The sequence below is a fragment of the Halalkalibacter oceani genome (assembly GCF_040544555.1).
Classification (GTDB): Bacteria; Bacillota; Bacilli; order Bacillales; family Bacillaceae_D; genus Halalkalibacter; species Halalkalibacter oceani.
This window is the reverse complement of sequence record NZ_JBEPKD010000031.1, coordinates 20,495-41,745: the sequence shown is the minus strand read 5'-3', so window position 1 is coordinate 41,745 and position 21,251 is coordinate 20,495. Positions and strand designations below refer to the sequence as shown.

The following is a 21,251-nucleotide window of genomic DNA, read 5'->3' as shown; positions in this document are numbered from 1 at the left end:
TGGACACCCTTGCTCTTGGCTAATGGTTGGCAACTGCCAGCCCCCATAGCGGACTTTCACCGCCTAGCTACGCGCCATGCGTGGCGCACTAAAAACAAACCCCCAACCATAAGCAGTTGGGGGTTTTGCAAGACGTAAAAACTTAACGCTTTGAGAACTGAGGTGCACGACGTGCTGCTTTAAGACCGTATTTCTTACGTTCTTTCATACGTGCATCACGAGTTAGGAAGCCAGCGCTTTTAAGCACCGGACGGTTGTCAGGATCTACTTCAAGTAGTGCGCGTGCCACGCCATGACGGATAGCGCCCGCTTGTCCTGTGTAGCCTCCACCTTCAACGTTTACGTGAACGTCATATTGACCTTCAACGCCAGTTTCAACAAGTGGCTGCTTTACGATAAGCTTTAATGTTTCAAGATTGAAATATTCGTCCATTTCACGACCATTAATAACGATACGACCGTCACCTGGCAGTAGGCGTACACGAGCAACAGAGTGCTTGCGGCGACCTGTACCGTAATATTGTACTTGTGCCAAAATTAATACCCTCCTATCAATTAACCGCGAAGTTCGTAAACTTCTGGTTTCTGAGCTTGATGTTTGTGTTCGCTGCCTGCGTATACGTGCAGCTTCATCCCTTGCGCGCGACCAAGAGTGTTCTTTGGAAGCATCCCTTTGATAGCAAGCTCAAGCATACGCTCTGGCTTGTTCGCACGCATATCGCCTGCTGTTGTCTTTTTCAGACCACCAGGGTGGTTTGAATGACGATAGTAGATCTTGTCATTTAATTTGTTACCTGTTAATTCGATTTTCTCAGCGTTAATGATGATCACGTGGTCACCAGTATCAACGTGTGGTGTGAACGTAGGCTTGTGCTTTCCGCGAAGGATAGAAGCTACTTCTGAAGCAAGACGACCAAGCGTTTGACCTTCAGCGTCTACTACATACCACTTACGCTCAACTTCGTTTGGCTTTGCCATATATGTTGTACGCATGAATTTCCCTCCTAAAAAGAACCATTGCTTTCATGTTTTATCAAATCAAGTTAACCATAGTCTCATGTAACATTCCGAAACCCGGGGCTAGTGGGTTTTTGAAATTACCATCTAACATCATATAACATTAAAAACCCATTGTCAACAACTTGTTACACTAGGCGTCGTTGTCATTTGACGCTGCTCCGTTATTTTGAAAAATCGGCTGCTCATAGAAGACCTGCCACAGAAACAAGCCGTGGCCCGGCGCTGTTTTTCCAGCTGCCGCCCTGTTGCGCGCATCGCGGATGCGGGCGATGTCTTCAGGCGCCCTTCTTCCCCCGCCAACTTCAAGCAACGTTCCAACAATGATCCGCACCATATTATGGAGGAAGCCGTCTCCGATTAAGTCGAAAATAATTTCATCACCTTGCCGGTTGACCTGCAAGGTATGTAATGTCCTCACCTTGCTTTTCACATCAGCGTTTGTCACGCAAAAAGATGAGAAGTCATGGGTGCCAAGCAAATGCGCGGCACCGGCGCGAATCAAATCAAGATCCATCTCATAGGGGACAAAAAACGCAAGATTGCGGCGAAAGACGTCCCGCTCCTTCCGATTCAGCACCCGGTAGCGATAATGCTTCCTAACTGAATCATAGCGGGTATGAAAGTCATCCGCCACACAGGCTGCTTCGACGATCCGGATATCGTTAGGCAGGCAGCCGTTCAGCGCCTGCGGCCAGCGCGCCGGATCAATGGAAAGCGGCGTGTCAAAATGAATCACCTGCCCCCGGGCGTGCACGCCGGTGTCAGTTCGCCCCGATGGGTGGATGCGAATAAACTCTCCTTTATGAATAATCGAAAGCGCCCGTTCGATTTCCCCTTGAATCGTCCGCTGGTTTTCCTGAACCTGAAAGCCGTAAAAAGCACTGCCATCGTATTCCACTAAAAGAGCGACTCTATTCAGCATGACGGTCACCTCCTCTCCTCGGTATTATAGAAGTCGTAGCGCGAGCACCGCAGCGCTCAGCCCAAGGCATAGAGCGACCGCCAAGGAATCCCGCCAGTTCCAGGCAAGAAGGCGGTATTTCGTCCGTCCTTCCCCGCCACGATAGCCTCTGGCCTCCATCGCCAACGCCAGGTCCTCCGCCCGTTTAAACGCGCTTATAAACAACGGTACGAGCAGCGGAACAAATGCCATTAACCGCTGGCGCCATGGCCCGCTCGTAAAGTCAACGCCGCGCGCCATTTGCGCCTTCATAATCTTTTCCGTCTCCTGCATAAAAGTCGGAATAAAGCGCAGCGCAATCGACATCATTAGAGCAAGCTCATGGGCAGGCAGCCTGACTTTTTTTAACGGACTGAGCAAATACTCCAGCCCGTCTGTTATATCAATCGGCTTCGTCGTCAGCGTAATCAGAGACGTAAAGACAATCAATGTTAACAGCCGCAATGCCATAAAAGCGGCCTGGCGTACGCCGTGCTCATAAATTGAAAAGGGGCCGGCCGTCCATAGCACCTCGCCCTCCCGCGTTAACAGGAGGTGAAAGAACACAGTAAACAGGACGAGCAGAAAGATCGGCTTCATCCCCCGATAAATAAAGGACAGGGGGACATTTGATAAAAAGATAAGGATGAGGGCAAAAGCAATCATCAATCCCCCGGCCACCCAGTTATCAACCAGAAAAATTATAATGACGAGAATCGCGACACTCACCAGCTTCGAGCGGGGATCAAGCCGGTGAAGAAGGGAGGCTACACCAACGTATTGACCGATAATGATATTTTGCAGCATTAGTCGCCCTCCACAAGTCTCGCCACGTAATCAGCCGCTCGCTCCAGCTCATAATATTTTGGGATGTCAGCGAGGGCAAAGCGTTGCTTGATTTGTTCAAGAAACCGGACCGGGGCCGGAAGATCGAGTCCAATCTCACGCAATCTCTCCGCCTGTTCAAAAATAATCTCGCGTCCCCCGGCCATTTCGACCTTGCCCTCATGCAGCACAATAATCTGATCGGCATACCGGGCCGCATCCTCCATATGATGCGTCACCAACACCGTCGTCGTCTGCTGCTGGTGATGATAGTCGACAAAAAGTCGCATGATCTGTTCATGCCCCTCAGGATCAAGGCTGGCCGCCGGCTCGTCCAGTACGAGCACCTTCGGCTGTGAAGCGAGCACGCCGGCAATCGCCACCCGCCGCATTTGCCCCCCGCTCAGTTCAAATGGGGAGGCCGTTAAAATCTCCTCGGGTAAACCGACCTGAGGCAGCAGCTCTTTTGCCCGCTTCAGCGCCCGTTCAAACGGTACGCCGAAGTTCATCGGACCGAAGCAAATATCTTTGGCAACTGTTTCTTCAAACAGCTGATGCTCAGGATATTGAAAAACAAGTCCGACCTGCTGACGCAAAGCTCTGATATCGACCTTTTTCTTTTCCGTCTTCAGCTCGTAAGGCCCGATCTGAACCGTCCCCTTCGTCGGCCGAAGCAGCCCGTTAATATGCTGAATAAGCGTTGACTTTCCTGAACCGGTATGGCCGATGACAGCTGTAAAAGAGCCTGAAGGGATTCTGATCGTACAATCCTGAAGCGCGACCTTTTCAAAGGGGGTTCCTTCCATATAACGATGCTCTACTTCGTTGAAGACAATCTCCATAATTCAGTAATCAACTCCTCTTCCCGCAAGCATGCCGTATGAAAGGATAGACCACGCTTTTCAAGCTGCCGCTGCATCTCCACCGCAAACGGAACCCGCAGACCGGCCTGGCGAACAAGCTCAGCGTTGGCAAATACCTGTTCAGGTGTGCCTTCCGCCAGCTTCTCCCCTCCGGCAAGCAGCAGGAGCCTGCTCGCCAACAACGCTTCCTCCATATCATGAGTAATGGAAATAATCGTTGAACCGCGCTGATGAAGCATGCTCATCGTTGCCAGCACTTCTTTTCTGCCGAGCGGGTCAAGCATCGAGGTCGCCTCATCAAAGACGATGATCTCCGGCTCCATTGCCATAATTCCGGCAATGGCCGCCCGCTGCTTTTGTCCGCCGGACAGACGGTGCGGCTCCATCTCTAAAAAGCGCTCAATTCCAATCAGGGCAGCATATTTCTCGATCCGTCTCTCCATTTCCGTTCGATCGAGTCCGATGTTTTCGAGACCAAAGGCGAGGTCGTCCCGGACCGTCGTCGCGACAAATTGATGGTCGGGATTTTGAAAGACCATTCCGACTTTCCGGCGGATCGTCCAGATCGCGTCTTCTTCCCCGGTTGATAGCCCTTCGACAAACACTTCCCCGCTCGTCGGCCGCAGCAGTCCATTGAGCAGACGTCCAAAAGTCGACTTGCCTGAGCCATTGCGTCCGAGGACCGTCAGCCACTCGCCACGTTCAATCTTCATCGTCAATTTTTTCAGGGCAACATGTTCGGTCTTCGGGTATTGATAGGAGACATCTGCTAAGGCGATCAGTTCAGACATAAGCCCCTCCTTTTCTAAAAACAGTAACCATTGCGACAAACAAAAAAGGGCTCAGAGTCGGAGCAGGCGTGCCCAGATCTGAATTGCCCTTTGTCGTCTCATCTATTCACTCATATCTGATTATACGAGTTCAATAATCACCATTGGTGCACCGTCTCCACGACGAGGTCCAACTTTAAGGATGCGAGTGTAACCACCTTGACGCTCCTCATAACGAGCTGCGATATCAGAGAACAGCTTTTGGATTGCGTCTTGTCCAGACTCTTCATCCGCTACTTCCCGACGAATGAAAGCCGCAGCCTGACGACGTGCGTGCAAGTCACCGCGCTTTCCAAGTGTGATCATTTTCTCAACGATTGAACGAAGCTCCTTCGCCTTAGCTTCTGTCGTTTCGATACGCTCATTGATAATAAGATCAGTCGCCAAATCACGGAATAAAGCTTTACGGTGTGCACTTGTGCGACCTAATTTTGCGTATGCCATGTTCATTCCCTCCTTTATAACAGTTCTTTACATCATTAGCGATTTCCAGAAACAAACTTGATCAATTTAGACTAGTCTTCTTTACGGAGGCCTAGCCCAAGCTCACCAAGCTTCTCTTGTACTTCCTCTAATGACTTCCGACCAAGGTTACGAACCTTCATCATGTCTTCTTCTGTCTTTTGCGTCAATTCCTGTACCGTATTAATACCGGCACGCTTCAGACAATTGTAAGAACGCACAGAAAGATCGAGTTCTTCGATCGTCATTTCCAGAACCTTTTCCTTCTGATCTTCTTCTTTTTCAACCATGATTTCCGCATTCTGCGCTTGGTCTGTTAATCCTACGAATATATTTAAATGCTCTGTTAAGATTTTGGCCCCTAATGAAACAGCTTCTTCAGGGCGAATGCTTCCGTCAGTCCAGACATCAAGGGTTAGTTTGTCGTAGTTGGTCACTTGACCGACGCGGGTATTCTCAACTTGATAGTTTACACGTGACACCGGCGTATAAATGGAATCAATAGGAAGAACGCCAATCGGCTGATCGTCATTCTTATTTCCTTCAGCTAAGACATATCCGCGACCGCGCTTCGCAGTCAGGCGCATGTGCAAACGGGCTCCCTTTGCGAGCGTAGCAATATGAAGATCCGGATTCAAGACCTCGACATCACTATCATGAGTCAAGTCATTCGCTGTTACTACACCTTCCCCCTGAACATCAATTTCAAGGGTCTTCTCTTCATCTGAATAGATCTTAAGGGCAAGCTTCTTCAAATTCAAAATGATTGTTGTCACGTCCTCTACAACACCTTCAATTGTAGAAAATTCATGAAGAACAGAATCGATTTGAACAGATGTCACAGCAGCACCTGGCAAAGAAGAGAGAAGAATGCGACGTAAGGAGTTTCCTAACGTGGTTCCATATCCACGCTCTAGTGGTTCCACAACAAATTTACCATACTTTGCGTCTTCACTTATCTCAACCGCTTCAATATTTGGCTTTTCGATTTCAATCATTAAACAAACCCTCCTTCAAAACGTCGAACTCCGGTAGACTGCAAGGATTGCCGACTGATCGACCCAGCAGGCAAATCCTGAGCTTATCACCTTTTTGTCAACAAGACACATCTCTTAGTCCATTATTGACAGTTTAGGGAAATCTATACAATGATTGATTCCATTACACTCTACGACGTTTTGGTGGACGGCATCCGTTATGCGGAACAGGAGTAACATCTTTGATCATGTTTACTTCAAGTCCAATCGCTTGTAGGGAACGGATAGCAGCTTCACGGCCGGCACCTGGTCCTTTAACTGATACTTCAACTGTTTTCATACCATGCTCCATTGCTGTTTTTGCAGCGGATTCAGCAGCCATTTGTGCTGCGAATGGAGTTGATTTACGAGAACCTTTAAATCCTAATGCACCAGCGCTTGCCCATGAAATAGCGTTACCGTGGACATCCGTAATTGTCACAATCGTATTGTTAAATGTAGAACGAATGTGAGCAATTCCGGCCTCTACATTTTTACGTTGACGACGTTTTGGACGAGTATTCGTTTTCTTAGCCATTTTTTATGCGACCTCCTTTACTACTTTTTCTTGTTTGCTACTGTACGACGAGGACCTTTACGCGTACGAGCATTGTTCTTAGAATTTTGACCACGAACAGGTAAACCACGACGGTGGCGGATGCCACGATATGAACCAATCTCAATTAGGCGCTTAATGTTAAGGGAAACTTCACGACGAAGGTCACCTTCAACCTTAAACTCTTCAATTGCTTCACGGATACGTCCTAATTCCTCTTCCGTAAGATCACGCACTCGTGTATCTTCAGACACACCTGCGTTTGCCAGAACTTCAGCAGCTTTTGATTTCCCGATTCCATAGACATACGTTAGTGCAATCACTATACGCTTATCACGTGGAATATCGACACCTGCAATACGAGCCATGTGCAGAGCACCTCCTTATAAATTATCCTTGCTTTTGCTTATGTTTTGGGTTTTCACAAATGACCATAACCGTCCCTTTACGACGGATGACTTTACACTTTTCACAAATAGGCTTGACTGATGGTCTAACCTTCATTTTCGTTTACCTCCTTATAGTACGGAGTGCACTGATTAAACATGTAATCAGGTCAAAGCAAAACAATCAACGATTATCTTGCTAGTCGCTCTCGCAACGTTTTTTTATTTGTATCGATATGTGATTCGTCCACGAGTCAGATCATAAGGTGATAATTCAACCGTCACCTTGTCGCCTGGCAGAATCCGAATGAAGTGCATGCGGATTTTACCGGATACGTGAGCGAGAATCTTATGACCATTTTCGAGTTCAACACGAAACATTGCATTGGGAAGGGGTTCAATGACCGTTCCTTCCACTTCAATAACATCCTCTTTCGCCATAGGTTTACTCTCCTTCCTTCAGCAAATCAGTGTGTTTTTCGAGAAAACTAGCAAGGGCATAACGTAGCTTTCCATTAGTAACACGTCCTGTTTCTATAAAGCTATTGCGAACTTCCTCAGCAATGTAATCAATAAGCTCAACATGATTGATGTTCTTTCTTTTTGAGCGGTCAACTTTGCGCTTGTCGCCATCGGCAATCCCTATAAAACGGTCATCGACCAGTTCAATGATGACACCGAACTGTCCCTGGTCACGTCCTTTGAGGATCTGTACAATTTGACCGAGCTCGGGACTCGGACCTGAGTCTTTCATGATTCCCATCACCTACATCTAAGCTTTTGTCAAGATTTCAAAACCTGATTCCGTTATTGCAATGGTATGCTCAAAGTGGGCACAATTCTTTCCGTCGACTGTCACAACCGTCCAGTCATCAGAAAGCGTGCGTACATAGCGTGACCCGGCATTGATCATTGGTTCTATCGCCAAAACCATGCCTGGTTTCAGCCGCGGGCCTTTGCCGGGTGGACCATAATGAGGAATTTGCGGGTCCTCATGCAAGTCTTGCCCAACTCCATGGCCGACATACTCGCGAACGATCGAATATCCTAATGGCTCGGCATATGTTTGGATCGCGTGAGAAATATCTGAGAGCCTGCCGCCAGGCTTTGCTTCCTCAAGCCCTTTATAGAGGGCCGTCTCCGTCACATCCAGTAACTCCTGATCCTTTGCGCTGATTTCGCCAACTGCATAGGTCCAAGCAGAATCACCGTGATAGCCATTATAATATGCGCCAATGTCAACGCTGATGACATCTCCTTCTTTAAGCACTCGCTTACCAGGAATGCCGTGCACCAATTCCTCATTTACTGAAGCACAGATACTGCCTGTAAATCCATTATAGCCTTTGAATGAGGGAGTTGCACCATGCGTACGAATCAACTTTTCTGCAATCTCATCCAGTTCCTTTGTTGATATGCCAGGTTGAATATGTTCCTTTAAAGCTTGATGCGTTAAGGCAACAATCTTTCCAGCTTCCCGCATGATCTCGATTTCTCGTTCCGTCTTACAAATGATCATGCACGAAGTCCTTTCAAGAGGCCATCAATATCAGCAAATACTTTATCAATGTCTTGATCCCCATTTATATTGCGCAAATAGCCTTTTTCGCTATAGAAGTCAAAAAGCGGCTTTGCTTGCTTCTGGTTTACTTCAAGACGTTTCTTAACTGTTTCAGGCTTGTCGTCATCCCGCTGGATTAAGTCACTGCCGTCGATGTCACATTTCCCTTCCACTTTAGGCGGATTGAAAATAACATGATAAGTCCGGCCCGAACTCGGTGACACGCGACGCCCTGTCAACCGATCCATGAGAAGCTGCTCCGGAACATCAATATTGAGCACATAATCCAGCTTACGCCCCATTGAGTCAAGCAGTTCTTCCAGTGCTTCCGCCTGGGCGACCGTACGTGGAAACCCATCAAGGAGAAATCCTTTTTGGCAATCATCCATAGAAAGACGTTCCCGTACAATACCAATCGTCACTTCATCAGGAACAAGCTCTCCTGCATCCATAAATGACTTTGCTTTGACCCCAAGCTCTGTTTCACCTTTAATCGCTGCGCGAAACATATCCCCAGTCGAAATATGAGGGATCTCATATTTCGAAACAATCCGCTCAGCTTGCGTGCCTTTCCCGGCACCAGGCAATCCCATCAAAATAAGGTTCATTCCCTAATCCCCTCCATCGTTCCGAATTAACACACAGAAGGCGAACGGGAAGATCACATACCTTCCCTGCTCCCCTTACTACTTAATAAATCCTTTATACGAACGTTTAATGAGCTGACTCTCGATTTGTTTCATCGTGTCTAATGCTACACCAACCACGATTAATAATCCAGTACCCCCAATTTGGATGGCTGGAGGTAAATCCATGAAACGAGTAAAGAAAACTGGAATTATGGAAACAGATGTTAAGAAGAGCGCCCCAACAAACGTTAACCGATAGAGGATTCGTGTTAGGTAAATCTGCGTTGTCTTACCCGGACGAATACCTGGAATATAGCCACCTTGCTTTTTAAGGTTCTCTGCCATTTGCTCTGGATTAACTTGAATAAACGTATAAAAGTACGTAAACCCAATAATTAAAAGTGCGTATACAACCATTCCCACTGGATGAGTATAATCAAACACCCTTATAATCCAAGCGGCAATCTCATTATCCGTTCCAAAAAAACCAGCTACAGTTGGCGGGAAGATAAACAGAGAAAGAGCAAAGATGACAGGAATAACCCCTGCAGCATTAACTTTCAAAGGTAAATGCGTTGATTGTCCACCAACTGGACTACGACCTACCAGACGCTTCGCATATTGAACCGGAACCTTTCTCAAGGCCTGTTGGATAAAGATAACACCAACGATGATCGCCAATACAGCAAGCGCCAGTAAAAGGACAGTGACAATGCTTAAAAACAGCTGTTCTCCTGCACTTTCAAGTTGCGTAGCGTAGATCTGGTTAATCCCGTTCGGAATCCCTGCGGCAATACCGGCAAAGATAATGATCGAGATCCCATTTCCGACACCTTTTGCTGTAATTTGCTCACCAAGCCACATAAGAAAAGCGGTACCGGCTGTCAACACTAAGGCGATAAACAGGTACGTAGGAATACTTGGATTTGGAATTAACCCAGTAAAGATTGTGTTAAAACCAACTGACATTGCTAAAGCTTGAAAGAAACCTAAAACGATCGTTCCATAACGGGTAAACTGAGCTAATTTACGTCGTCCAGCTTCCCCCTGCTTTGCCCACTCAGCAAACTTAGGTACGACATCCATTTGTAACAACTGCACAACAATCGAAGCAGTGATGTATGGCATGATACCCATTGCGAAAATAGAGAAGTTCCCCAACGCTCCACCACCAAACGTATTTAGAAACCCAAATGCATTTGCTTGGTCCATAAAATCAAGAGCGTCGCGGTTCGAACCTGGAATTGGAATAAAGCTCCCGATTCGAAACACAATGAGCATAAGGAGGGTGAAGATAACCTTACGGCGCAAATCACCCACTCGCATAATGTTGGAGATCGTCCGGAACATTAAATCACCTCAGTTTTTCCGCCAGCAGCTTCGATAGCTTCTACTGCAGAAGCAGAGAACTTATGTGCTTTTACAGTCAAGCTCTTTTCAACCTTACCATTTCCAAGGATCTTAATACCGTGCTTTACGTTTTTCACTGTTCCAGATTCAATCAGAAGTTCCGGAGTTACCTCAGTATTCGCATCGAAACGGTTTAATGTTTCAAGGTTAACTACGGTGTACTCTTTCCGAGTTGGATTAGTGAACCCGCGCTTCGGCAGACGACGGTATAGCGGATTTTGACCACCCTCGAAACCAGGACGAACACCGCCACCAGAACGAGCGTTTTGACCTTTATGTCCTTTTCCCGCCGTTTTTCCGTTACCAGAACCAATACCGCGACCTACACGGTTACGTACTTTACGAGATCCCTCTGCAGGTTTCAACTCATGAAGTTTCATGTCGACACCTCCTCATTTATGAAATAATCAATTATGCTTCAATTTCTTTTACTGTTAAAAGGTGAGATACCTTATTTACCATACCGCGAATCGCAGCGTTATCTTCCTGAACAACAGTTTGGTGCATTTTGCGCAAGCCAAGTGTCTTCACAGTAACGCGTTGGTTCTCAGGGCGTCCGATAAGACTACGAGTGAGGGTAATTTCTAATTTCTTAGCCATTTGCTTTCCCTCCTTATCCTAAAAGCTCTTCTACGGATTTGCCGCGAAGTTTCGCAACTTCTTCAGCACGCTTTAAGCCTTTAAGTCCTTCCATTGTTGCACGGACCATATTGATTGGGTTGTTTGAACCCAATGATTTAGAAAGAATATCGCCGATACCAGCCAATTCAAGCACCGCACGCACTGGACCTCCGGCAATAACTCCTGTACCTTCCGATGCATTCTTTAAGAAAACACGTCCAGCACCAAAGTGGCCAATCGTTTCATGTGGAATTGTTGTGCCAACGACCGGCACTTCAATTAAATTCTTCTTTGCATCTTCAATAGCCTTGCGGATCGCTTCCGGTACTTCTTGCGCTTTACCCATACCGAATCCGACATGACCATTTTTATCGCCAACAACAACCAAGGCAGCAAAGCGGAAACGACGTCCACCTTTAACGACCTTTGCTACACGGTTGACTGCTACTACTTTTTCTTCAAGTTCCAATGTATTAGGGTCAATACGACGCATTCATTTTCCCTCCTTTATTCTTTAGAATTGCAGACCAGCTTCACGTGCTGCATCTGCGAGAGTGGCTACACGGCCGTGGTATAAATATCCGCCACGGTCAAAGACCACAACTTTATGTCCATTTTCAATCGCACGTTTTGCGACGAGCTCGCCAACTAGCTTCGCTGCTTCCGTCTTTGCTACATTTTCCGCATCAATTTCTTTATCAAGAGTTGAAGCAGATGCAAGCGTTACGCCATTTACATCATCAATCAACTGAGCATAAATGTGCTTTGACGAACGGAATACATTAAGACGAGGACGTTCAGGCGTTCCTGTGATCGTGCGACGCACATGGGCATGTCGCTTCTTACGTGCCACGTTCTTATTAGCCTTCGTAATCATTGAACGTCATTCCTTTCCGTAGGTTAGTGATTATTTACCAGTTTTACCTTCTTTACGACGAACATATTCGCCTTCATAGCGAATACCCTTGCCTTTATACGGTTCAGGTAAACGTACAGAACGAATGTTAGATGCTAGTGCCCCAACGCGTTCTTTATCAATTCCTTTAACGATTACTTTCGTGTTAGAAGGAACTTCAATTTCCAGTCCCGCTTCAGGAACGATTTCCACTGGATGAGAGTATCCAACATTAAGTACGAGTTTCTGACCTGACTTAGAAGCACGGTAACCGACACCGATAAGTTCAAGTGCACGCTCATATCCCTTTGTTACACCTTCAACCATGTTATTAATTAAGCTACGAGTTGTACCGTGAAGAGCACGGTGCTCCTTCTGATCAGATGGACGCTCAACTGTAACCTGATTTTCTTCAATGTTGATCTTCATTTCAGGATGAAGCTCACGCTTAAGCTCACCTTTAGGACCTTTTACCGTCATTAGCTGGCCATCAAGCGTTACAGTCACTCCACCTGGAATTTCAACTGGCTTTTTACCAATTCGAGACATTCTCATACACCTCCGTTCATTTCAAGGATTCTATTACCAAACGTAAGCTAATACTTCGCCACCAACTTGCTGGTTACGCGCATCCTTGTCTGTCATTATACCTTTTGATGTAGAAACTAACGCAATTCCAAGACCTCCAAGTACACGTGGAAGCTCGTTTGCTTTTGCATAAACACGAAGTCCAGGCTTACTAATACGCTTAAGACCAGTGATTACACGCTCATTTGTTGAACCATATTTCAAGAAAATACGGATCACACCTTGCTTATTATCTTCAATATATTCGTAGTCACGGATAAAGCCCTCGCGCTTTAGAATATCTGCAATTTCTTTCTTTACCTTTGAAGCAGGTAGCTCAAGCTTCTCGTGGCGAACAGTGTTCGCATTACGAATACGAGTAAGCATATCTGCAATAGGATCTGTCATGACCATTTATATTTACCTCCTTCCCGTTCTTGGGATTACCAACTAGCTTTTTTCACGCCAGGAATCTGCCCTTTATGAGCAAGTTCTCTGAAGCAAATTCTGCAAAGTTTAAACTTACGTAATACTGAATGAGGACGACCGCAACGTTCACAACGTGTATATTCTTGAACTTTATACTTTTGTGTGCGCTTTTGCTTTGCAATCATTGATTTCTTTGCCAACGTGTTCCCTCCTCTTCGATTCGATTATTTTTGGAATGGCATTCCCATTTGTGTTAAAAGTTCACGAGCCTCTTCGTCTGTTTTCGCTGTCGTTACTAATACAACGTCCATACCACGAACTTTATCGACTTTATCGTAATCAATTTCAGGGAAAATTAATTGCTCCTTCACACCTAGTGTGTAGTTACCGCGACCGTCAAAAGCTTTCTTCGAAACACCGCGGAAGTCACGTACACGAGGTAATGAAATAGAAATTAATTTATCTAGGAAATCATACATACGCTCACCACGAAGTGTTACCTTCGCACCGATTGGCATACCCTCACGTAGTTTGAAACCTGCAATTGATTTTTTCGCCTTTGTAATAACTGGCTTTTGTCCCGTAATCTCAGTTAATTCTTCAACAGCTTTATCCAAAGCCTTTGCATTTGAAACAGCGTCACCTACACCCATGTTCACAACAATCTTTTCGAGTTTAGGAACCGCCATGACAGATGAATAGTTGAACTTCTCAACCAAAGAAGGAACGATTTCACTTGTATACTTCTCTTTTAAACGATTCATACGATTGACCTCCTTTCACACTCTGACTACTTATCTAACGCTTCGCCAGACTTCTTAGCAATACGTACCTTTTTTCCGTTCTCCACTTTATAACCTACACGAGTAGGTTCACCAGACTTAGGGTCGATAGGCATAACGTTTGAAGAATGAATTGGCGCTTCTTGATTTAAAATTCCGCCTTGCGGGTTATCTTGAGAAGGCTTGGCGTGTTTTTTCACGATATTCACACCTTCAACAAGGACACGGTTCTTCTTAGGGAACGCTTCAAGGATCACGCCTTGTTTACCTTTGTCTTTTCCAGAGATGACCTTTACAGTGTCACCTTTTTTGACATGCATCTTCGCCATGTTCGCACCTCCTTGACAGGGCCTTTCAATAATCTTCTATTAAAGAACTTCCGGAGCAAGTGATACAATCTTCATGAATTGATTATCACGAAGCTCACGCGCTACTGGTCCAAAAATACGAGTACCACGAGGGCTCTTGTCGTCACGGATAATAACCGCTGCATTTTCATCAAACTTGATGTATGAGCCGTCATTGCGACGAGCACCGCTCTTTGTACGGACGATAACTGCTTTAACAACGTCACCCTTCTTGACAACGCCTCCTGGTGTTGCTTGTTTCACCGAGCAAACAATTACATCACCAATATTAGCAGTTTTACGACCAGAACCACCTAAAACTTTAATACAAAGCACTTCACGCGCTCCAGAGTTATCAGCAACTTTTAAACGGGATTCTTGTTGAATCATTCGAACTTACCTCCCTTCAACACAAGGATTCTATTAGATGATTACCGCTTCTTCTACAATTTCGATCAAGCGGAAACGTTTATCTTTTGAAAGTGGACGAGTTTCCATAATTTCTACGATATCGCCAATTTTCGCTTTGTTCTCTTCATCATGCGCTTTGAACTTCTTCGAGTACTTTACGCGCTTACCGTAGAGACGATCTTTCTTATAAGTTTCGACAAGAACAGTGATTGTCTTATCCATCTTATCAGAAACAACGCGTCCTCTGTAGACCTTACGATGGTTGCGTTCCATTTAAGCAAACCTCCTTTTTTAGCCGTTGTTAATTCCAAGCTCACGTTCACGCAAAACTGTCTTTGCACGAGCAATTGCTTTACGAACTTCACGAATGCGGGCCGGATTATCCAATTGACCAGTCGCTAATTGAAAGCGAAGGTTGAACAACTCTTCTTTCAATGACTTTGTCTTTTGCTCAATTTCAGCAGTGGTTAAGTTACGAATATCATTAGCTTTCATTTGCGTCACCACCCACTTCATCGCGTTTTACGAACTTACATTTAACCGGTAATTTATGAGAAGCAAGACGTAACGCTTCACGAGCAACCTCTTCAGAAACACCAGCGATTTCAAACATAATTTTACCAGGCTTGACAACAGCTACCCATCCTTCAGGAGCACCTTTACCAGAACCCATCCGAACCTCTAGAGGCTTTGCCGTGTATGGCTTAGAAGGGAAAATCTTGATCCAAACCTTACCACCACGCTTCATATAACGAGTCATTGCAATACGAGCCGCTTCGATTTGACGGTTCGTAATCCAAGATGCCTCAAGAGCTTGTAAGCCATACTCACCGAAATGAACTTCAGTACCGCCTTTTGCACGTCCGCGCATGTTTCCACGGTGCTCACGACGATATTTAACACGTTTTGGCATTAACATGATTAGTTGCCTCCTTCCTCTTTGTTCGTTCCTTTCGTTGGAAGGACTTCACCACGATAAATCCAGATCTTAACACCTAACTTACCGTATGTTGTATCAGCTTCAGCTGTACCGTAGTCAATATCAGCACGAAGCGTGTGAAGTGGAACAGTTCCTTCATTGTAGTGTTCAGCACGAGCGATATCAGCGCCACCAAGACGACCGGATACTTGAGTTTTAATACCCTTAGCACCAGCACGCATTGTGCGTTGAATTGCCTGCTTCATTGCACGACGGAATGAGATACGATTTTCTAATTGACGTGCAATATTTTCTGCAACAAGCTTAGCATCAAGATCAGCTTGCTTAATTTCAAAAATATTAATGTGTACCCGCTTGCCAGTTAAATCATTAAGGGCTTTACGTAACGCTTCAACTTCCGAACCGCCTTTTCCGATCACCATACCTGGCTTAGCAGTAGAAATTGTAATGTTTACGCGGTTAGCCGCACGTTCGATTTCTACTTTAGACACAGATGCGTCTTTTAAACGTTTTTCAATGTACTCACGAATTTTGATGTCTTCGTGCAGTAAGTCTGCATAATCTTTATCAGCGAACCATTTTGACTCCCAGTCACGAATGACACCAACTCGAAGTCCGACAGGGTTGATTTTTTGACCCACGCGTTATCCCTCCTTCTTTTCAGTTACCACTAGTGTAATGTGGCTAGTACGCTTGTTAATACGACTCGCACGTCCCATCGCACGTGGACGGAAACGTTTAAGTGTAATACCTTCATTTACGTACGCTTCACTAATTACAAGATTGTTTGGCTCCATTTCATAGTTGTGTTCCGCATTCGCAATTGCAGAATTTAAAAGCTTTTCTACAACAGGAGAAGCAGCTTTCGGAGTGTGGCGAAGAATCGCAATCGCCTCACCAACCTGCTTACCACGAATCAAGTCAACAACTAGACGTACTTTGCGAGGAGCAATACGTACTTGTTTTGCTACGGCTTTAGCTTGCATGGGATTGACCTCCTCTCTACCTTACATTAACGTCTTGTTTTCTTATCATCAGCTGCGTGACCTTTGTACGTACGAGTTGGCGCAAACTCACCAAGCTTATGACCAACCATGTCCTCAGATACGTAAACAGGCACGTGCTTGCGGCCATCATAAACAGCGATTGTATGACCGATAAACTCAGGGAAAATCGTTGAACGACGAGACCATGTCTTAATGACTCTCTTGTCATCCTTTTCATTCATTGCTTCGACTTTCTTCATTAAATGATCATCGACAAAAGGTCCCTTTTTCAAACTACGACCCATGAGAAAACCTCCCTTCGCGATTAGCGCTACGGTTCTAACTGCTTAGAACCGCAGGTTAATCCCGTTTATTTTTTACGACGACGTACAATATACTTATCAGACGCCTTGTTCTTCTTACGAGTTTTGTAACCAAGAGTTGGTTTACCCCAAGGAGACATTGGTGACTTACGTCCGATAGGAGCTCTACCTTCCCCACCACCGTGTGGGTGATCGTTCGGGTTCATAACAGATCCACGAACAGTAGGACGCTTGCCTAACCAACGTGAACGACCTGCTTTACCAATGTTAACAAGCTCATGCTCAAGGTTTCCAACTTGACCGATTGTTGCGCGGCATGTTGAAAGAATGTAGCGAGTTTCGCCAGACTTCAGACGTACTAATACATAGTCGCCTTCCTTACCAAGCAACTGGGCTTGCGCGCCGGCAGAACGGGCAATCTGTCCACCCTTACCAGGCTTTAGCTCAATGTTATGAATCACAGTACCGACAGGGATGTTCTGAAGCGGTAATGCATTCCCTACTTTAATATCTGCATTCGGTCCAGACTCAATTGTTGTACCGACTGTAAGACCTTTTGGTGCAAGAATATAGCGCTTTTCACCATCTGCATAGTTAATTAGTGCGATATTTGCTGAACGGTTTGGATCATATTCGATCGTAGCAACGCGTCCTGGAATTCCATCTTTTGTGCGTTTAAAGTCAATAACGCGGTATTGACGCTTATGTCCGCCACCTTGGTGACGTACAGTTAGTTTACCTTGGTTGTTGCGTCCGCCTTTTTTGTGTAAAGGGGCAAGCAACGACTTTTCCGGTTTATCCGTTGTGATTTCTGCAAAATCTAATACAGACATACCACGACGACCGGCACTGGTTGGTTTATACTTCTTAATCGCCATCTTTTAGTTCCCTCCTTCTCTAATAGGTTTAAACACCTTCAAAGAATTCAAGTTCTTTGCTGTCAGGTGTTAAGGTAACAATCGCCTTCTTGCGACGAGCTGTAAAGCCTGTGTAACGGCCAAAACGCTTTGACTTACCTTTATAATTCATTGTGTTTACTTTTTCAACTTTCACTTCAAAGATCTCTTCAATCGCATCTTTGATCTGTGTTTTGTTTGCACGAACGTCTACTTCAAACGTATACTTCTTATCACCCATTAGGTCAGTTGAACGTTCAGTAATCACGGGGCGCTTAATGATATCACGAGCGTTTGACATTATGCAAGCACCTCCTCTACCTTTTCAACGGCCTCTTTCGTGATGACTAGCTTATCATGCTTAAGTACATCGAGTACGCTAACGCCGTCTGCTGTAACAAATGTCACACCAGGCAGATTACGCGCAGAAAGAGCAACCGCTTCATTATAATCAGCTGTTACAACCAGCGCTTTGCTATCTACAGAAAGACCGGCAAGAACAGCAGCCATTTCCTTTGTCTTTGGTGCATCAAATGCTAAGTTCTCAAGCACAACAATTTCCTCCGACTGTACCTTTGATGATAGAGCCGATTTAATTGCCAGGCGGCGAACTTTTTTAGGCAGCTTGTAGCTGTAGCTGCGAGGTGTTGGTCCGAATACGACTCCACCACCTACCCATTGCGGTGAACGGATTGAGCCTTGACGCGCACGGCCAGTTCCCTTTTGGCGCCATGGCTTACGACCACCACCACGAACTTCAGAGCGTCCTTTTGTTTTATGCGTTCCTTGGCGTAATGATGCCTGCTGCATCACGACAGCTTCGTGAAGCACACTTTCGTTTGGTTCAATTCCAAAAACCGATTCTGCTAACTCGATATCTCCTACTTGTGAACCTGATTGGTTAAATAATGCTACTTTCGGCATGATGTGTCCTCCTTTCTTTCAATCTTTATTTTACTTTGATCGCGCTTTGTACAGACACATAGCTCTTTTTAGCTCCAGGAACATTTCCTTTTACTAATAGAAGATTACGTTCTGCATCGACTTTTACGATCTCAAGATTTTGAACTGTAACTGTTTCTCCACCCATACGTCCTGGAAGCATTTTTCCTTTGAATACGCGGTTTGGAGCTACAGGTCCCATTGAACCTGGGCGACGGTGGTAACGAGAACCATGTGACATCGGGCCACGGGACTGGTTGTGACGCTTAATCGCACCTTGGAAACCTTTCCCTTTTGATGTTCCTGTTACATCTACTACATCGCCAGCAGCGAAAGTATCTACCTTAACTTCTTGACCAACTTCAAATTCGTCAAGATTTACGTTACGGATTTCCTTGATGAAGCGCTTAGGGGCCGTGTTTGCTTTAGCAGCATGGCCTTGAGCTGGTTTGTTTGCATTTGCCTTCTTTTGGTCAGCAAACCCGATTTGGATTGCTTCATAACCATCCGAGTCAACAGTTTTCTTTTGAAGAACGACGTTTGGTTCCGCCTCGATTACTGTTACAGGGATGACTTCACCATTTTCAGCGAAGACTTGAGTCATACCAATTTTTCTACCTAAGATTCCTTTGGACATCCGTTACACCTCCTAGTATAATTTCATATTTTGTTTGCCATTTTCATATCATATAAATGAAGAATCTTTTCTTCATTACGGTTTAAAGTTTGATTTCGATATCGACGCCTGATGGTAAATCCAAACGCATTAACGCATCCACAGTTTGTGGTGTTGGATTGACAATATCAATCAAGCGCTTATGTGTACGCATTTCAAACTGCTCACGAGAATCTTTATACTTGTGAACCGCACGTAAAATTGTGTAGACAGATTTTTCAGTTGGAAGCGGGATTGGACCCGAAACACTTGCACCTGAACGTTTTGCCGTGTCAACAATTTTCTCTGCAGATTGATCAAGGACTCTGTGATCATAAGCTTTCAAACGAATGCGAATCTTTTGCTTTGCCATTATAGCCCCTCCTTTATCGTCCATTTTTAGAAACAGACATACTCCGCGAAAATTTCCTACACCCTGCCATGGCAAAGGGGCCTGGTGTGTCAGCAACCTTTCGCATCATCGCTGTCAATGACTAACATTCAACATTATACTGATACATTGCGAACAATGCAAGCCTAATGCCTATCTTAGCCACACTCATACTATTATATAGATAACCATAACGGATTTCAAGCCTTTTTTGCCCCAGTACTGAAATTCAATAAAATACCAGCGAAAAAAATAAGAGGCTGTCACCGGGACAGCCTCTTACTGATAAAACGAATTACTTTTGGATTGAAGCAACAACGCCGGCACCAACAGTACGTCCACCCTCACGGATAGAGAACTTCGTACCTTCTTCGATCGCGATTGGCGCGATAAGCTCAACCGTCATTTCGATGTTGTCACCAGGCATTACCATCTCAACGCCTTCTGGAAGTTGAACAATTCCAGTTACGTCAGTTGTACGGAAGTAGAACTGAGGACGGTAGTTTGAGAAGAATGGAGTGTGACGTCCACCTTCTTCTTTAGAAAGAACATAAACTTCAGCTTTGAAGTTCGTGTGTGGAGTGATTGTACCTGGCTTAGCAAGTACTTGTCCGCGTTGAACTTCATCACGGGCTACACCACGAAGTAATGCACCAATGTTGTCGCCAGCTTCTGCATAGTCAAGAAGCTTACGGAACATTTCTACTCCAGTACAAGTAGTAGATTTAGGCTCTTCAGTGATACCGATGATTTCAATTGTGTCACCAACGTTTAATTGACCACGCTCAACACGGCCAGTTGCAACTGTACCACGACCAGTGATTGAGAATACATCCTCAACTGGCATCATGAATGGCTTTTCTTTATCACGCTCAGGAGTTGGGATATAGCTATCAACCGCATCCATTAGCTCGATAATTTTTTCTTCCCAAGCAGCGTCTCCCTCAAGAGCTTTAAGAGCAGACCCGCGGATAACTGGTACATCATCACCAGGGAAGTCATATTCAGATAGAAGATCACGAACTTCCATTTCTACTAGCTCAAGAAGTTCTTCGTCATCTACCATGTCACACTTGTTTAAGAAAACAACAAGATAAGGTACACCTACTTGACGAGATAATAGAATGTGCTCACGAGTTTGTGGCATTGGACCATCAGCAGCAGATACTACTAGAATTCCGCCGTCCATTTGCGCAGCACCAGTGATCATGTTCTTAACGTAGTCAGCGTGTCCTGGGCAGTCTACGTGTGCATAGTGACGAGAATCAGTTTCGTACTCAACGTGTGCAGTTGAGATTGTAATTCCACGCTCGCGCTCTTCTGGAGCACCATCAATTGCGTCATATGCCATTGCAGTACCTTTACCAGAACGCTTAGCAAGTACAGTTGTAATTGCAGCTGTTAACGTTGTTTTACCATGGTCAACGTGTCCAATTGTACCAATATTGGCATGTGTTTTGGAGCGGTCAAATTTTTCCTTAGCCATGATTCATTTCCTCCCTTAATTGAACAAAGTTAATTGAATTTTTATGGGTTGAAAGGTGCTTTACCCATCGATAAATATCACC

38 protein-coding genes are annotated in these 21,251 nt (G+C 45.3%); all 38 read right to left on the bottom strand.

Annotated elements, in window-relative coordinates:
* Positions 1-142: 142 nt before the first annotated feature.
* The 38 genes from rpsI to tuf all read right to left on the bottom strand — a co-directional run bounded on the left by rpsI (position 143) and on the right by tuf (position 21,169).
* Complete coding sequence (gene rpsI / locus ABMB67_RS21145; protein WP_251195055.1) at positions 143-535, bottom strand: 30S ribosomal protein S9; 393 nt, start codon at positions 533-535, stop codon at positions 143-145.
* A 20-nt stretch (positions 536-555) separates the two neighbouring features.
* Entirely contained in the window at positions 556-993 is a 438-nt protein-coding gene (gene rplM / locus ABMB67_RS21140) for a 50S ribosomal protein L13 (protein WP_251195056.1), read from the bottom strand.
* Between the two features lie 157 nt (positions 994-1,150).
* The gene (truA, locus tag ABMB67_RS21135; RefSeq protein ID WP_251224384.1) at positions 1,151-1,942 is read right to left on the bottom strand and encodes a tRNA pseudouridine(38-40) synthase TruA; all 792 of its coding nucleotides are present in this window, start codon (positions 1,940-1,942) and stop codon (positions 1,151-1,153) included.
* Between the two features lie 24 nt (positions 1,943-1,966).
* Positions 1,967-2,767: an energy-coupling factor transporter transmembrane component T family protein gene (locus ABMB67_RS21130; RefSeq protein WP_354573219.1), complete on the bottom strand. Its 801-nt coding sequence runs from the start codon at positions 2,765-2,767 to the stop codon at positions 1,967-1,969.
* Entirely contained in the window at positions 2,767-3,627 is an 861-nt protein-coding gene (locus tag ABMB67_RS21125; protein ID WP_354573218.1) for an energy-coupling factor transporter ATPase, read from the bottom strand. Before ABMB67_RS21125 ends, ABMB67_RS21130 begins: the two co-directional genes overlap by 1 nt.
* A complete protein-coding gene (locus tag ABMB67_RS21120) occupies positions 3,603-4,439 on the bottom strand; it encodes an energy-coupling factor transporter ATPase (protein ID WP_354573217.1) in 837 nt (278 codons plus the stop codon). Before ABMB67_RS21120 ends, ABMB67_RS21125 begins: the two co-directional genes overlap by 25 nt.
* 120 nt (positions 4,440-4,559) lie before the next feature.
* Positions 4,560-4,922 (bottom strand): 50S ribosomal protein L17, encoded by a 363-nt coding sequence (rplQ, locus tag ABMB67_RS21115; protein ID WP_251195061.1) that lies wholly within the window; start codon positions 4,920-4,922, stop codon positions 4,560-4,562.
* 71 nt (positions 4,923-4,993) lie between these two features.
* Positions 4,994-5,938 carry a DNA-directed RNA polymerase subunit alpha gene (locus ABMB67_RS21110; RefSeq protein WP_251195062.1) on the bottom strand — a complete coding sequence of 315 codons (945 nt, stop codon included), beginning with the start codon at positions 5,936-5,938 and terminating at the stop codon, positions 4,994-4,996.
* A gap of 163 nt (positions 5,939-6,101) precedes the next feature.
* Positions 6,102-6,494 carry a 30S ribosomal protein S11 gene (gene rpsK / locus ABMB67_RS21105; RefSeq protein WP_251195063.1) on the bottom strand — a complete coding sequence of 131 codons (393 nt, stop codon included), beginning with the start codon at positions 6,492-6,494 and terminating at the stop codon, positions 6,102-6,104.
* 20 nt (positions 6,495-6,514) lie between these two features.
* Positions 6,515-6,880, bottom strand: a complete 366-nt coding sequence (gene rpsM / locus ABMB67_RS21100; protein WP_251195064.1) for a 30S ribosomal protein S13 — start codon at positions 6,878-6,880, stop codon at positions 6,515-6,517.
* A gap of 22 nt (positions 6,881-6,902) precedes the next feature.
* A complete protein-coding gene (rpmJ, locus tag ABMB67_RS21095; RefSeq protein WP_003322638.1) occupies positions 6,903-7,016 on the bottom strand; it encodes a 50S ribosomal protein L36 in 114 nt (37 codons plus the stop codon).
* Between the two features lie 104 nt (positions 7,017-7,120).
* A complete protein-coding gene (infA, locus tag ABMB67_RS21090; RefSeq protein WP_010896341.1) occupies positions 7,121-7,339 on the bottom strand; it encodes a translation initiation factor IF-1 in 219 nt (72 codons plus the stop codon).
* A 4-nt stretch (positions 7,340-7,343) separates the two neighbouring features.
* Positions 7,344-7,652: a KOW domain-containing RNA-binding protein gene (locus tag ABMB67_RS21085; RefSeq protein ID WP_251195065.1), complete on the bottom strand. Its 309-nt coding sequence runs from the start codon at positions 7,650-7,652 to the stop codon at positions 7,344-7,346.
* A gap of 18 nt (positions 7,653-7,670) precedes the next feature.
* Positions 7,671-8,417 carry a type I methionyl aminopeptidase gene (map, locus tag ABMB67_RS21080; RefSeq protein ID WP_251224388.1) on the bottom strand — a complete coding sequence of 249 codons (747 nt, stop codon included), beginning with the start codon at positions 8,415-8,417 and terminating at the stop codon, positions 7,671-7,673.
* On the bottom strand, positions 8,414-9,067 hold the full coding sequence (locus ABMB67_RS21075) for an adenylate kinase (RefSeq protein ID WP_251224389.1): 654 nt from the start codon (positions 9,065-9,067) through the stop codon (positions 8,414-8,416). The genes map and ABMB67_RS21075 overlap by 4 nt, the downstream gene beginning before the upstream one ends.
* A gap of 78 nt (positions 9,068-9,145) precedes the next feature.
* Positions 9,146-10,438 (bottom strand): preprotein translocase subunit SecY, encoded by a 1,293-nt coding sequence (gene secY, locus ABMB67_RS21070; protein ID WP_251224390.1) that lies wholly within the window; start codon positions 10,436-10,438, stop codon positions 9,146-9,148.
* Positions 10,438-10,878: a 50S ribosomal protein L15 gene (gene rplO / locus ABMB67_RS21065; RefSeq protein ID WP_251224391.1), complete on the bottom strand. Its 441-nt coding sequence runs from the start codon at positions 10,876-10,878 to the stop codon at positions 10,438-10,440. The genes secY and rplO overlap by 1 nt, the downstream gene beginning before the upstream one ends.
* Positions 10,879-10,909: 31 nt before the next feature.
* Positions 10,910-11,098, bottom strand: coding sequence for a 50S ribosomal protein L30 (gene rpmD, locus ABMB67_RS21060; RefSeq protein ID WP_251195070.1), 189 nt, complete (start codon positions 11,096-11,098; stop codon positions 10,910-10,912).
* Between the two features lie 13 nt (positions 11,099-11,111).
* On the bottom strand, positions 11,112-11,612 hold the full coding sequence (rpsE, locus tag ABMB67_RS21055) for a 30S ribosomal protein S5 (RefSeq protein WP_251224392.1): 501 nt from the start codon (positions 11,610-11,612) through the stop codon (positions 11,112-11,114).
* Between the two features lie 21 nt (positions 11,613-11,633).
* Positions 11,634-11,996 (bottom strand): 50S ribosomal protein L18, encoded by a 363-nt coding sequence (rplR, locus tag ABMB67_RS21050; RefSeq protein WP_251195072.1) that lies wholly within the window; start codon positions 11,994-11,996, stop codon positions 11,634-11,636.
* A 30-nt stretch (positions 11,997-12,026) separates the two neighbouring features.
* Positions 12,027-12,563, bottom strand: coding sequence for a 50S ribosomal protein L6 (rplF, locus tag ABMB67_RS21045; protein ID WP_251224393.1), 537 nt, complete (start codon positions 12,561-12,563; stop codon positions 12,027-12,029).
* A 33-nt stretch (positions 12,564-12,596) separates the two neighbouring features.
* Positions 12,597-12,995 carry a 30S ribosomal protein S8 gene (gene rpsH, locus ABMB67_RS21040; protein ID WP_251224394.1) on the bottom strand — a complete coding sequence of 133 codons (399 nt, stop codon included), beginning with the start codon at positions 12,993-12,995 and terminating at the stop codon, positions 12,597-12,599.
* A gap of 29 nt (positions 12,996-13,024) precedes the next feature.
* On the bottom strand, positions 13,025-13,210 hold the full coding sequence (locus ABMB67_RS21035) for a type Z 30S ribosomal protein S14 (RefSeq protein WP_012957149.1): 186 nt from the start codon (positions 13,208-13,210) through the stop codon (positions 13,025-13,027).
* A gap of 24 nt (positions 13,211-13,234) precedes the next feature.
* The gene (gene rplE / locus ABMB67_RS21030) at positions 13,235-13,774 is read right to left on the bottom strand and encodes a 50S ribosomal protein L5 (protein WP_251224395.1); all 540 of its coding nucleotides are present in this window, start codon (positions 13,772-13,774) and stop codon (positions 13,235-13,237) included.
* A 26-nt stretch (positions 13,775-13,800) separates the two neighbouring features.
* The gene (gene rplX, locus ABMB67_RS21025) at positions 13,801-14,112 is read right to left on the bottom strand and encodes a 50S ribosomal protein L24 (RefSeq protein WP_251195118.1); all 312 of its coding nucleotides are present in this window, start codon (positions 14,110-14,112) and stop codon (positions 13,801-13,803) included.
* A 48-nt stretch (positions 14,113-14,160) separates the two neighbouring features.
* Positions 14,161-14,529 (bottom strand): 50S ribosomal protein L14, encoded by a 369-nt coding sequence (gene rplN / locus ABMB67_RS21020; protein ID WP_251195076.1) that lies wholly within the window; start codon positions 14,527-14,529, stop codon positions 14,161-14,163.
* Between the two features lie 33 nt (positions 14,530-14,562).
* A complete protein-coding gene (rpsQ, locus tag ABMB67_RS21015; RefSeq protein ID WP_251195077.1) occupies positions 14,563-14,823 on the bottom strand; it encodes a 30S ribosomal protein S17 in 261 nt (86 codons plus the stop codon).
* Between the two features lie 18 nt (positions 14,824-14,841).
* Complete coding sequence (rpmC, locus tag ABMB67_RS21010) at positions 14,842-15,045, bottom strand: 50S ribosomal protein L29 (protein WP_003322618.1); 204 nt, start codon at positions 15,043-15,045, stop codon at positions 14,842-14,844.
* Complete coding sequence (gene rplP / locus ABMB67_RS21005; RefSeq protein WP_251224396.1) at positions 15,035-15,469, bottom strand: 50S ribosomal protein L16; 435 nt, start codon at positions 15,467-15,469, stop codon at positions 15,035-15,037. Before rplP ends, rpmC begins: the two co-directional genes overlap by 11 nt.
* A gap of 2 nt (positions 15,470-15,471) precedes the next feature.
* A complete protein-coding gene (gene rpsC, locus ABMB67_RS21000) occupies positions 15,472-16,131 on the bottom strand; it encodes a 30S ribosomal protein S3 (protein WP_251195079.1) in 660 nt (219 codons plus the stop codon).
* A gap of 3 nt (positions 16,132-16,134) precedes the next feature.
* Positions 16,135-16,476: a 50S ribosomal protein L22 gene (gene rplV / locus ABMB67_RS20995; RefSeq protein WP_251224397.1), complete on the bottom strand. Its 342-nt coding sequence runs from the start codon at positions 16,474-16,476 to the stop codon at positions 16,135-16,137.
* 26 nt (positions 16,477-16,502) lie between these two features.
* Positions 16,503-16,781, bottom strand: coding sequence for a 30S ribosomal protein S19 (rpsS, locus tag ABMB67_RS20990; protein ID WP_251224398.1), 279 nt, complete (start codon positions 16,779-16,781; stop codon positions 16,503-16,505).
* Positions 16,782-16,846: 65 nt separating this feature from the next.
* On the bottom strand, positions 16,847-17,677 hold the full coding sequence (rplB, locus tag ABMB67_RS20985) for a 50S ribosomal protein L2 (protein ID WP_251224399.1): 831 nt from the start codon (positions 17,675-17,677) through the stop codon (positions 16,847-16,849).
* Between the two features lie 28 nt (positions 17,678-17,705).
* Positions 17,706-17,996, bottom strand: coding sequence for a 50S ribosomal protein L23 (gene rplW / locus ABMB67_RS20980; RefSeq protein ID WP_251195083.1), 291 nt, complete (start codon positions 17,994-17,996; stop codon positions 17,706-17,708).
* On the bottom strand, positions 17,996-18,619 hold the full coding sequence (rplD, locus tag ABMB67_RS20975; RefSeq protein WP_251224400.1) for a 50S ribosomal protein L4: 624 nt from the start codon (positions 18,617-18,619) through the stop codon (positions 17,996-17,998). The genes rplW and rplD overlap by 1 nt, the downstream gene beginning before the upstream one ends.
* Before the next feature lie 25 nt (positions 18,620-18,644).
* Positions 18,645-19,274 carry a 50S ribosomal protein L3 gene (gene rplC / locus ABMB67_RS20970; protein WP_251224401.1) on the bottom strand — a complete coding sequence of 210 codons (630 nt, stop codon included), beginning with the start codon at positions 19,272-19,274 and terminating at the stop codon, positions 18,645-18,647.
* A gap of 82 nt (positions 19,275-19,356) precedes the next feature.
* A complete protein-coding gene (gene rpsJ, locus ABMB67_RS20965; protein WP_144451543.1) occupies positions 19,357-19,665 on the bottom strand; it encodes a 30S ribosomal protein S10 in 309 nt (102 codons plus the stop codon).
* Between the two features lie 313 nt (positions 19,666-19,978).
* Complete coding sequence (tuf, locus tag ABMB67_RS20960; RefSeq protein ID WP_251224402.1) at positions 19,979-21,169, bottom strand: elongation factor Tu; 1,191 nt, start codon at positions 21,167-21,169, stop codon at positions 19,979-19,981.
* Positions 21,170-21,251 lie beyond the last annotated feature (82 nt).

What these genes read in the sequence shown, in the direction of transcription:
- rplM (WP_251195056.1), bottom strand. Translation starts at nt 993, where the DNA reads ATGCGTACAACATATATGGCAAAGCCAAACGAAGTTGAGCGTAAGTGG.
- truA (WP_251224384.1), bottom strand. Translation starts at nt 1,942, where the DNA reads ATGCTGAATAGAGTCGCTCTTTTAGTGGAATACGATGGCAGTGCTTTT.
- ABMB67_RS21130 (WP_354573219.1), bottom strand. Translation starts at nt 2,767, where the DNA reads ATGCTGCAAAATATCATTATCGGTCAATACGTTGGTGTAGCCTCCCTT.
- ABMB67_RS21125 (WP_354573218.1), bottom strand. Translation starts at nt 3,627, where the DNA reads ATGGAGATTGTCTTCAACGAAGTAGAGCATCGTTATATGGAAGGAACC.
- ABMB67_RS21120 (WP_354573217.1), bottom strand. Translation starts at nt 4,439, where the DNA reads ATGTCTGAACTGATCGCCTTAGCAGATGTCTCCTATCAATACCCGAAG.
- rplQ (WP_251195061.1), bottom strand. Translation starts at nt 4,922, where the DNA reads ATGGCATACGCAAAATTAGGTCGCACAAGTGCACACCGTAAAGCTTTA.
- ABMB67_RS21110 (WP_251195062.1), bottom strand. Translation starts at nt 5,938, where the DNA reads ATGATTGAAATCGAAAAGCCAAATATTGAAGCGGTTGAGATAAGTGAA.
- rpsK (WP_251195063.1), bottom strand. Translation starts at nt 6,494, where the DNA reads ATGGCTAAGAAAACGAATACTCGTCCAAAACGTCGTCAACGTAAAAAT.
- rpsM (WP_251195064.1), bottom strand. Translation starts at nt 6,880, where the DNA reads ATGGCTCGTATTGCAGGTGTCGATATTCCACGTGATAAGCGTATAGTG.
- rpmJ (WP_003322638.1), bottom strand. Translation starts at nt 7,016, where the DNA reads ATGAAGGTTAGACCATCAGTCAAGCCTATTTGTGAAAAGTGTAAAGTC.
- infA (WP_010896341.1), bottom strand. Translation starts at nt 7,339, where the DNA reads ATGGCGAAAGAGGATGTTATTGAAGTGGAAGGAACGGTCATTGAACCC.
- ABMB67_RS21085 (WP_251195065.1), bottom strand. Translation starts at nt 7,652, where the DNA reads ATGAAAGACTCAGGTCCGAGTCCCGAGCTCGGTCAAATTGTACAGATC.
- map (WP_251224388.1), bottom strand. Translation starts at nt 8,417, where the DNA reads ATGATCATTTGTAAGACGGAACGAGAAATCGAGATCATGCGGGAAGCT.
- ABMB67_RS21075 (WP_251224389.1), bottom strand. Translation starts at nt 9,067, where the DNA reads ATGAACCTTATTTTGATGGGATTGCCTGGTGCCGGGAAAGGCACGCAA.
- secY (WP_251224390.1), bottom strand. Translation starts at nt 10,438, where the DNA reads ATGTTCCGGACGATCTCCAACATTATGCGAGTGGGTGATTTGCGCCGT.
- rplO (WP_251224391.1), bottom strand. Translation starts at nt 10,878, where the DNA reads ATGAAACTTCATGAGTTGAAACCTGCAGAGGGATCTCGTAAAGTACGT.
- rpmD (WP_251195070.1), bottom strand. Translation starts at nt 11,098, where the DNA reads ATGGCTAAGAAATTAGAAATTACCCTCACTCGTAGTCTTATCGGACGC.
- rpsE (WP_251224392.1), bottom strand. Translation starts at nt 11,612, where the DNA reads ATGCGTCGTATTGACCCTAATACATTGGAACTTGAAGAAAAAGTAGTA.
- rplR (WP_251195072.1), bottom strand. Translation starts at nt 11,996, where the DNA reads ATGATTACGAAGGCTAATAAGAACGTGGCACGTAAGAAGCGACATGCC.
- rplF (WP_251224393.1), bottom strand. Translation starts at nt 12,563, where the DNA reads ATGTCTCGAATTGGTAAAAAGCCAGTTGAAATTCCAGGTGGAGTGACT.
- rpsH (WP_251224394.1), bottom strand. Translation starts at nt 12,995, where the DNA reads ATGGTCATGACAGATCCTATTGCAGATATGCTTACTCGTATTCGTAAT.
- rplE (WP_251224395.1), bottom strand. Translation starts at nt 13,774, where the DNA reads ATGAATCGTTTAAAAGAGAAGTATACAAGTGAAATCGTTCCTTCTTTG.
- rplX (WP_251195118.1), bottom strand. Translation starts at nt 14,112, where the DNA reads ATGCATGTCAAAAAAGGTGACACTGTAAAGGTCATCTCTGGAAAAGAC.
- rplN (WP_251195076.1), bottom strand. Translation starts at nt 14,529, where the DNA reads ATGATTCAACAAGAATCCCGTTTAAAAGTTGCTGATAACTCTGGAGCG.
- rpsQ (WP_251195077.1), bottom strand. Translation starts at nt 14,823, where the DNA reads ATGGAACGCAACCATCGTAAGGTCTACAGAGGACGCGTTGTTTCTGAT.
- rpmC (WP_003322618.1), bottom strand. Translation starts at nt 15,045, where the DNA reads ATGAAAGCTAATGATATTCGTAACTTAACCACTGCTGAAATTGAGCAA.
- rplP (WP_251224396.1), bottom strand. Translation starts at nt 15,469, where the DNA reads ATGTTAATGCCAAAACGTGTTAAATATCGTCGTGAGCACCGTGGAAAC.
- rplV (WP_251224397.1), bottom strand. Translation starts at nt 16,476, where the DNA reads ATGCAAGCTAAAGCCGTAGCAAAACAAGTACGTATTGCTCCTCGCAAA.
- rpsS (WP_251224398.1), bottom strand. Translation starts at nt 16,781, where the DNA reads ATGGGTCGTAGTTTGAAAAAGGGACCTTTTGTCGATGATCATTTAATG.
- rplB (WP_251224399.1), bottom strand. Translation starts at nt 17,677, where the DNA reads ATGGCGATTAAGAAGTATAAACCAACCAGTGCCGGTCGTCGTGGTATG.
- rplW (WP_251195083.1), bottom strand. Translation starts at nt 17,996, where the DNA reads ATGTCAAACGCTCGTGATATCATTAAGCGCCCCGTGATTACTGAACGT.
- rplD (WP_251224400.1), bottom strand. Translation starts at nt 18,619, where the DNA reads ATGCCGAAAGTAGCATTATTTAACCAATCAGGTTCACAAGTAGGAGAT.
- rplC (WP_251224401.1), bottom strand. Translation starts at nt 19,274, where the DNA reads ATGTCCAAAGGAATCTTAGGTAGAAAAATTGGTATGACTCAAGTCTTC.
- rpsJ (WP_144451543.1), bottom strand. Translation starts at nt 19,665, where the DNA reads ATGGCAAAGCAAAAGATTCGCATTCGTTTGAAAGCTTATGATCACAGA.
- tuf (WP_251224402.1), bottom strand. Translation starts at nt 21,169, where the DNA reads ATGGCTAAGGAAAAATTTGACCGCTCCAAAACACATGCCAATATTGGT.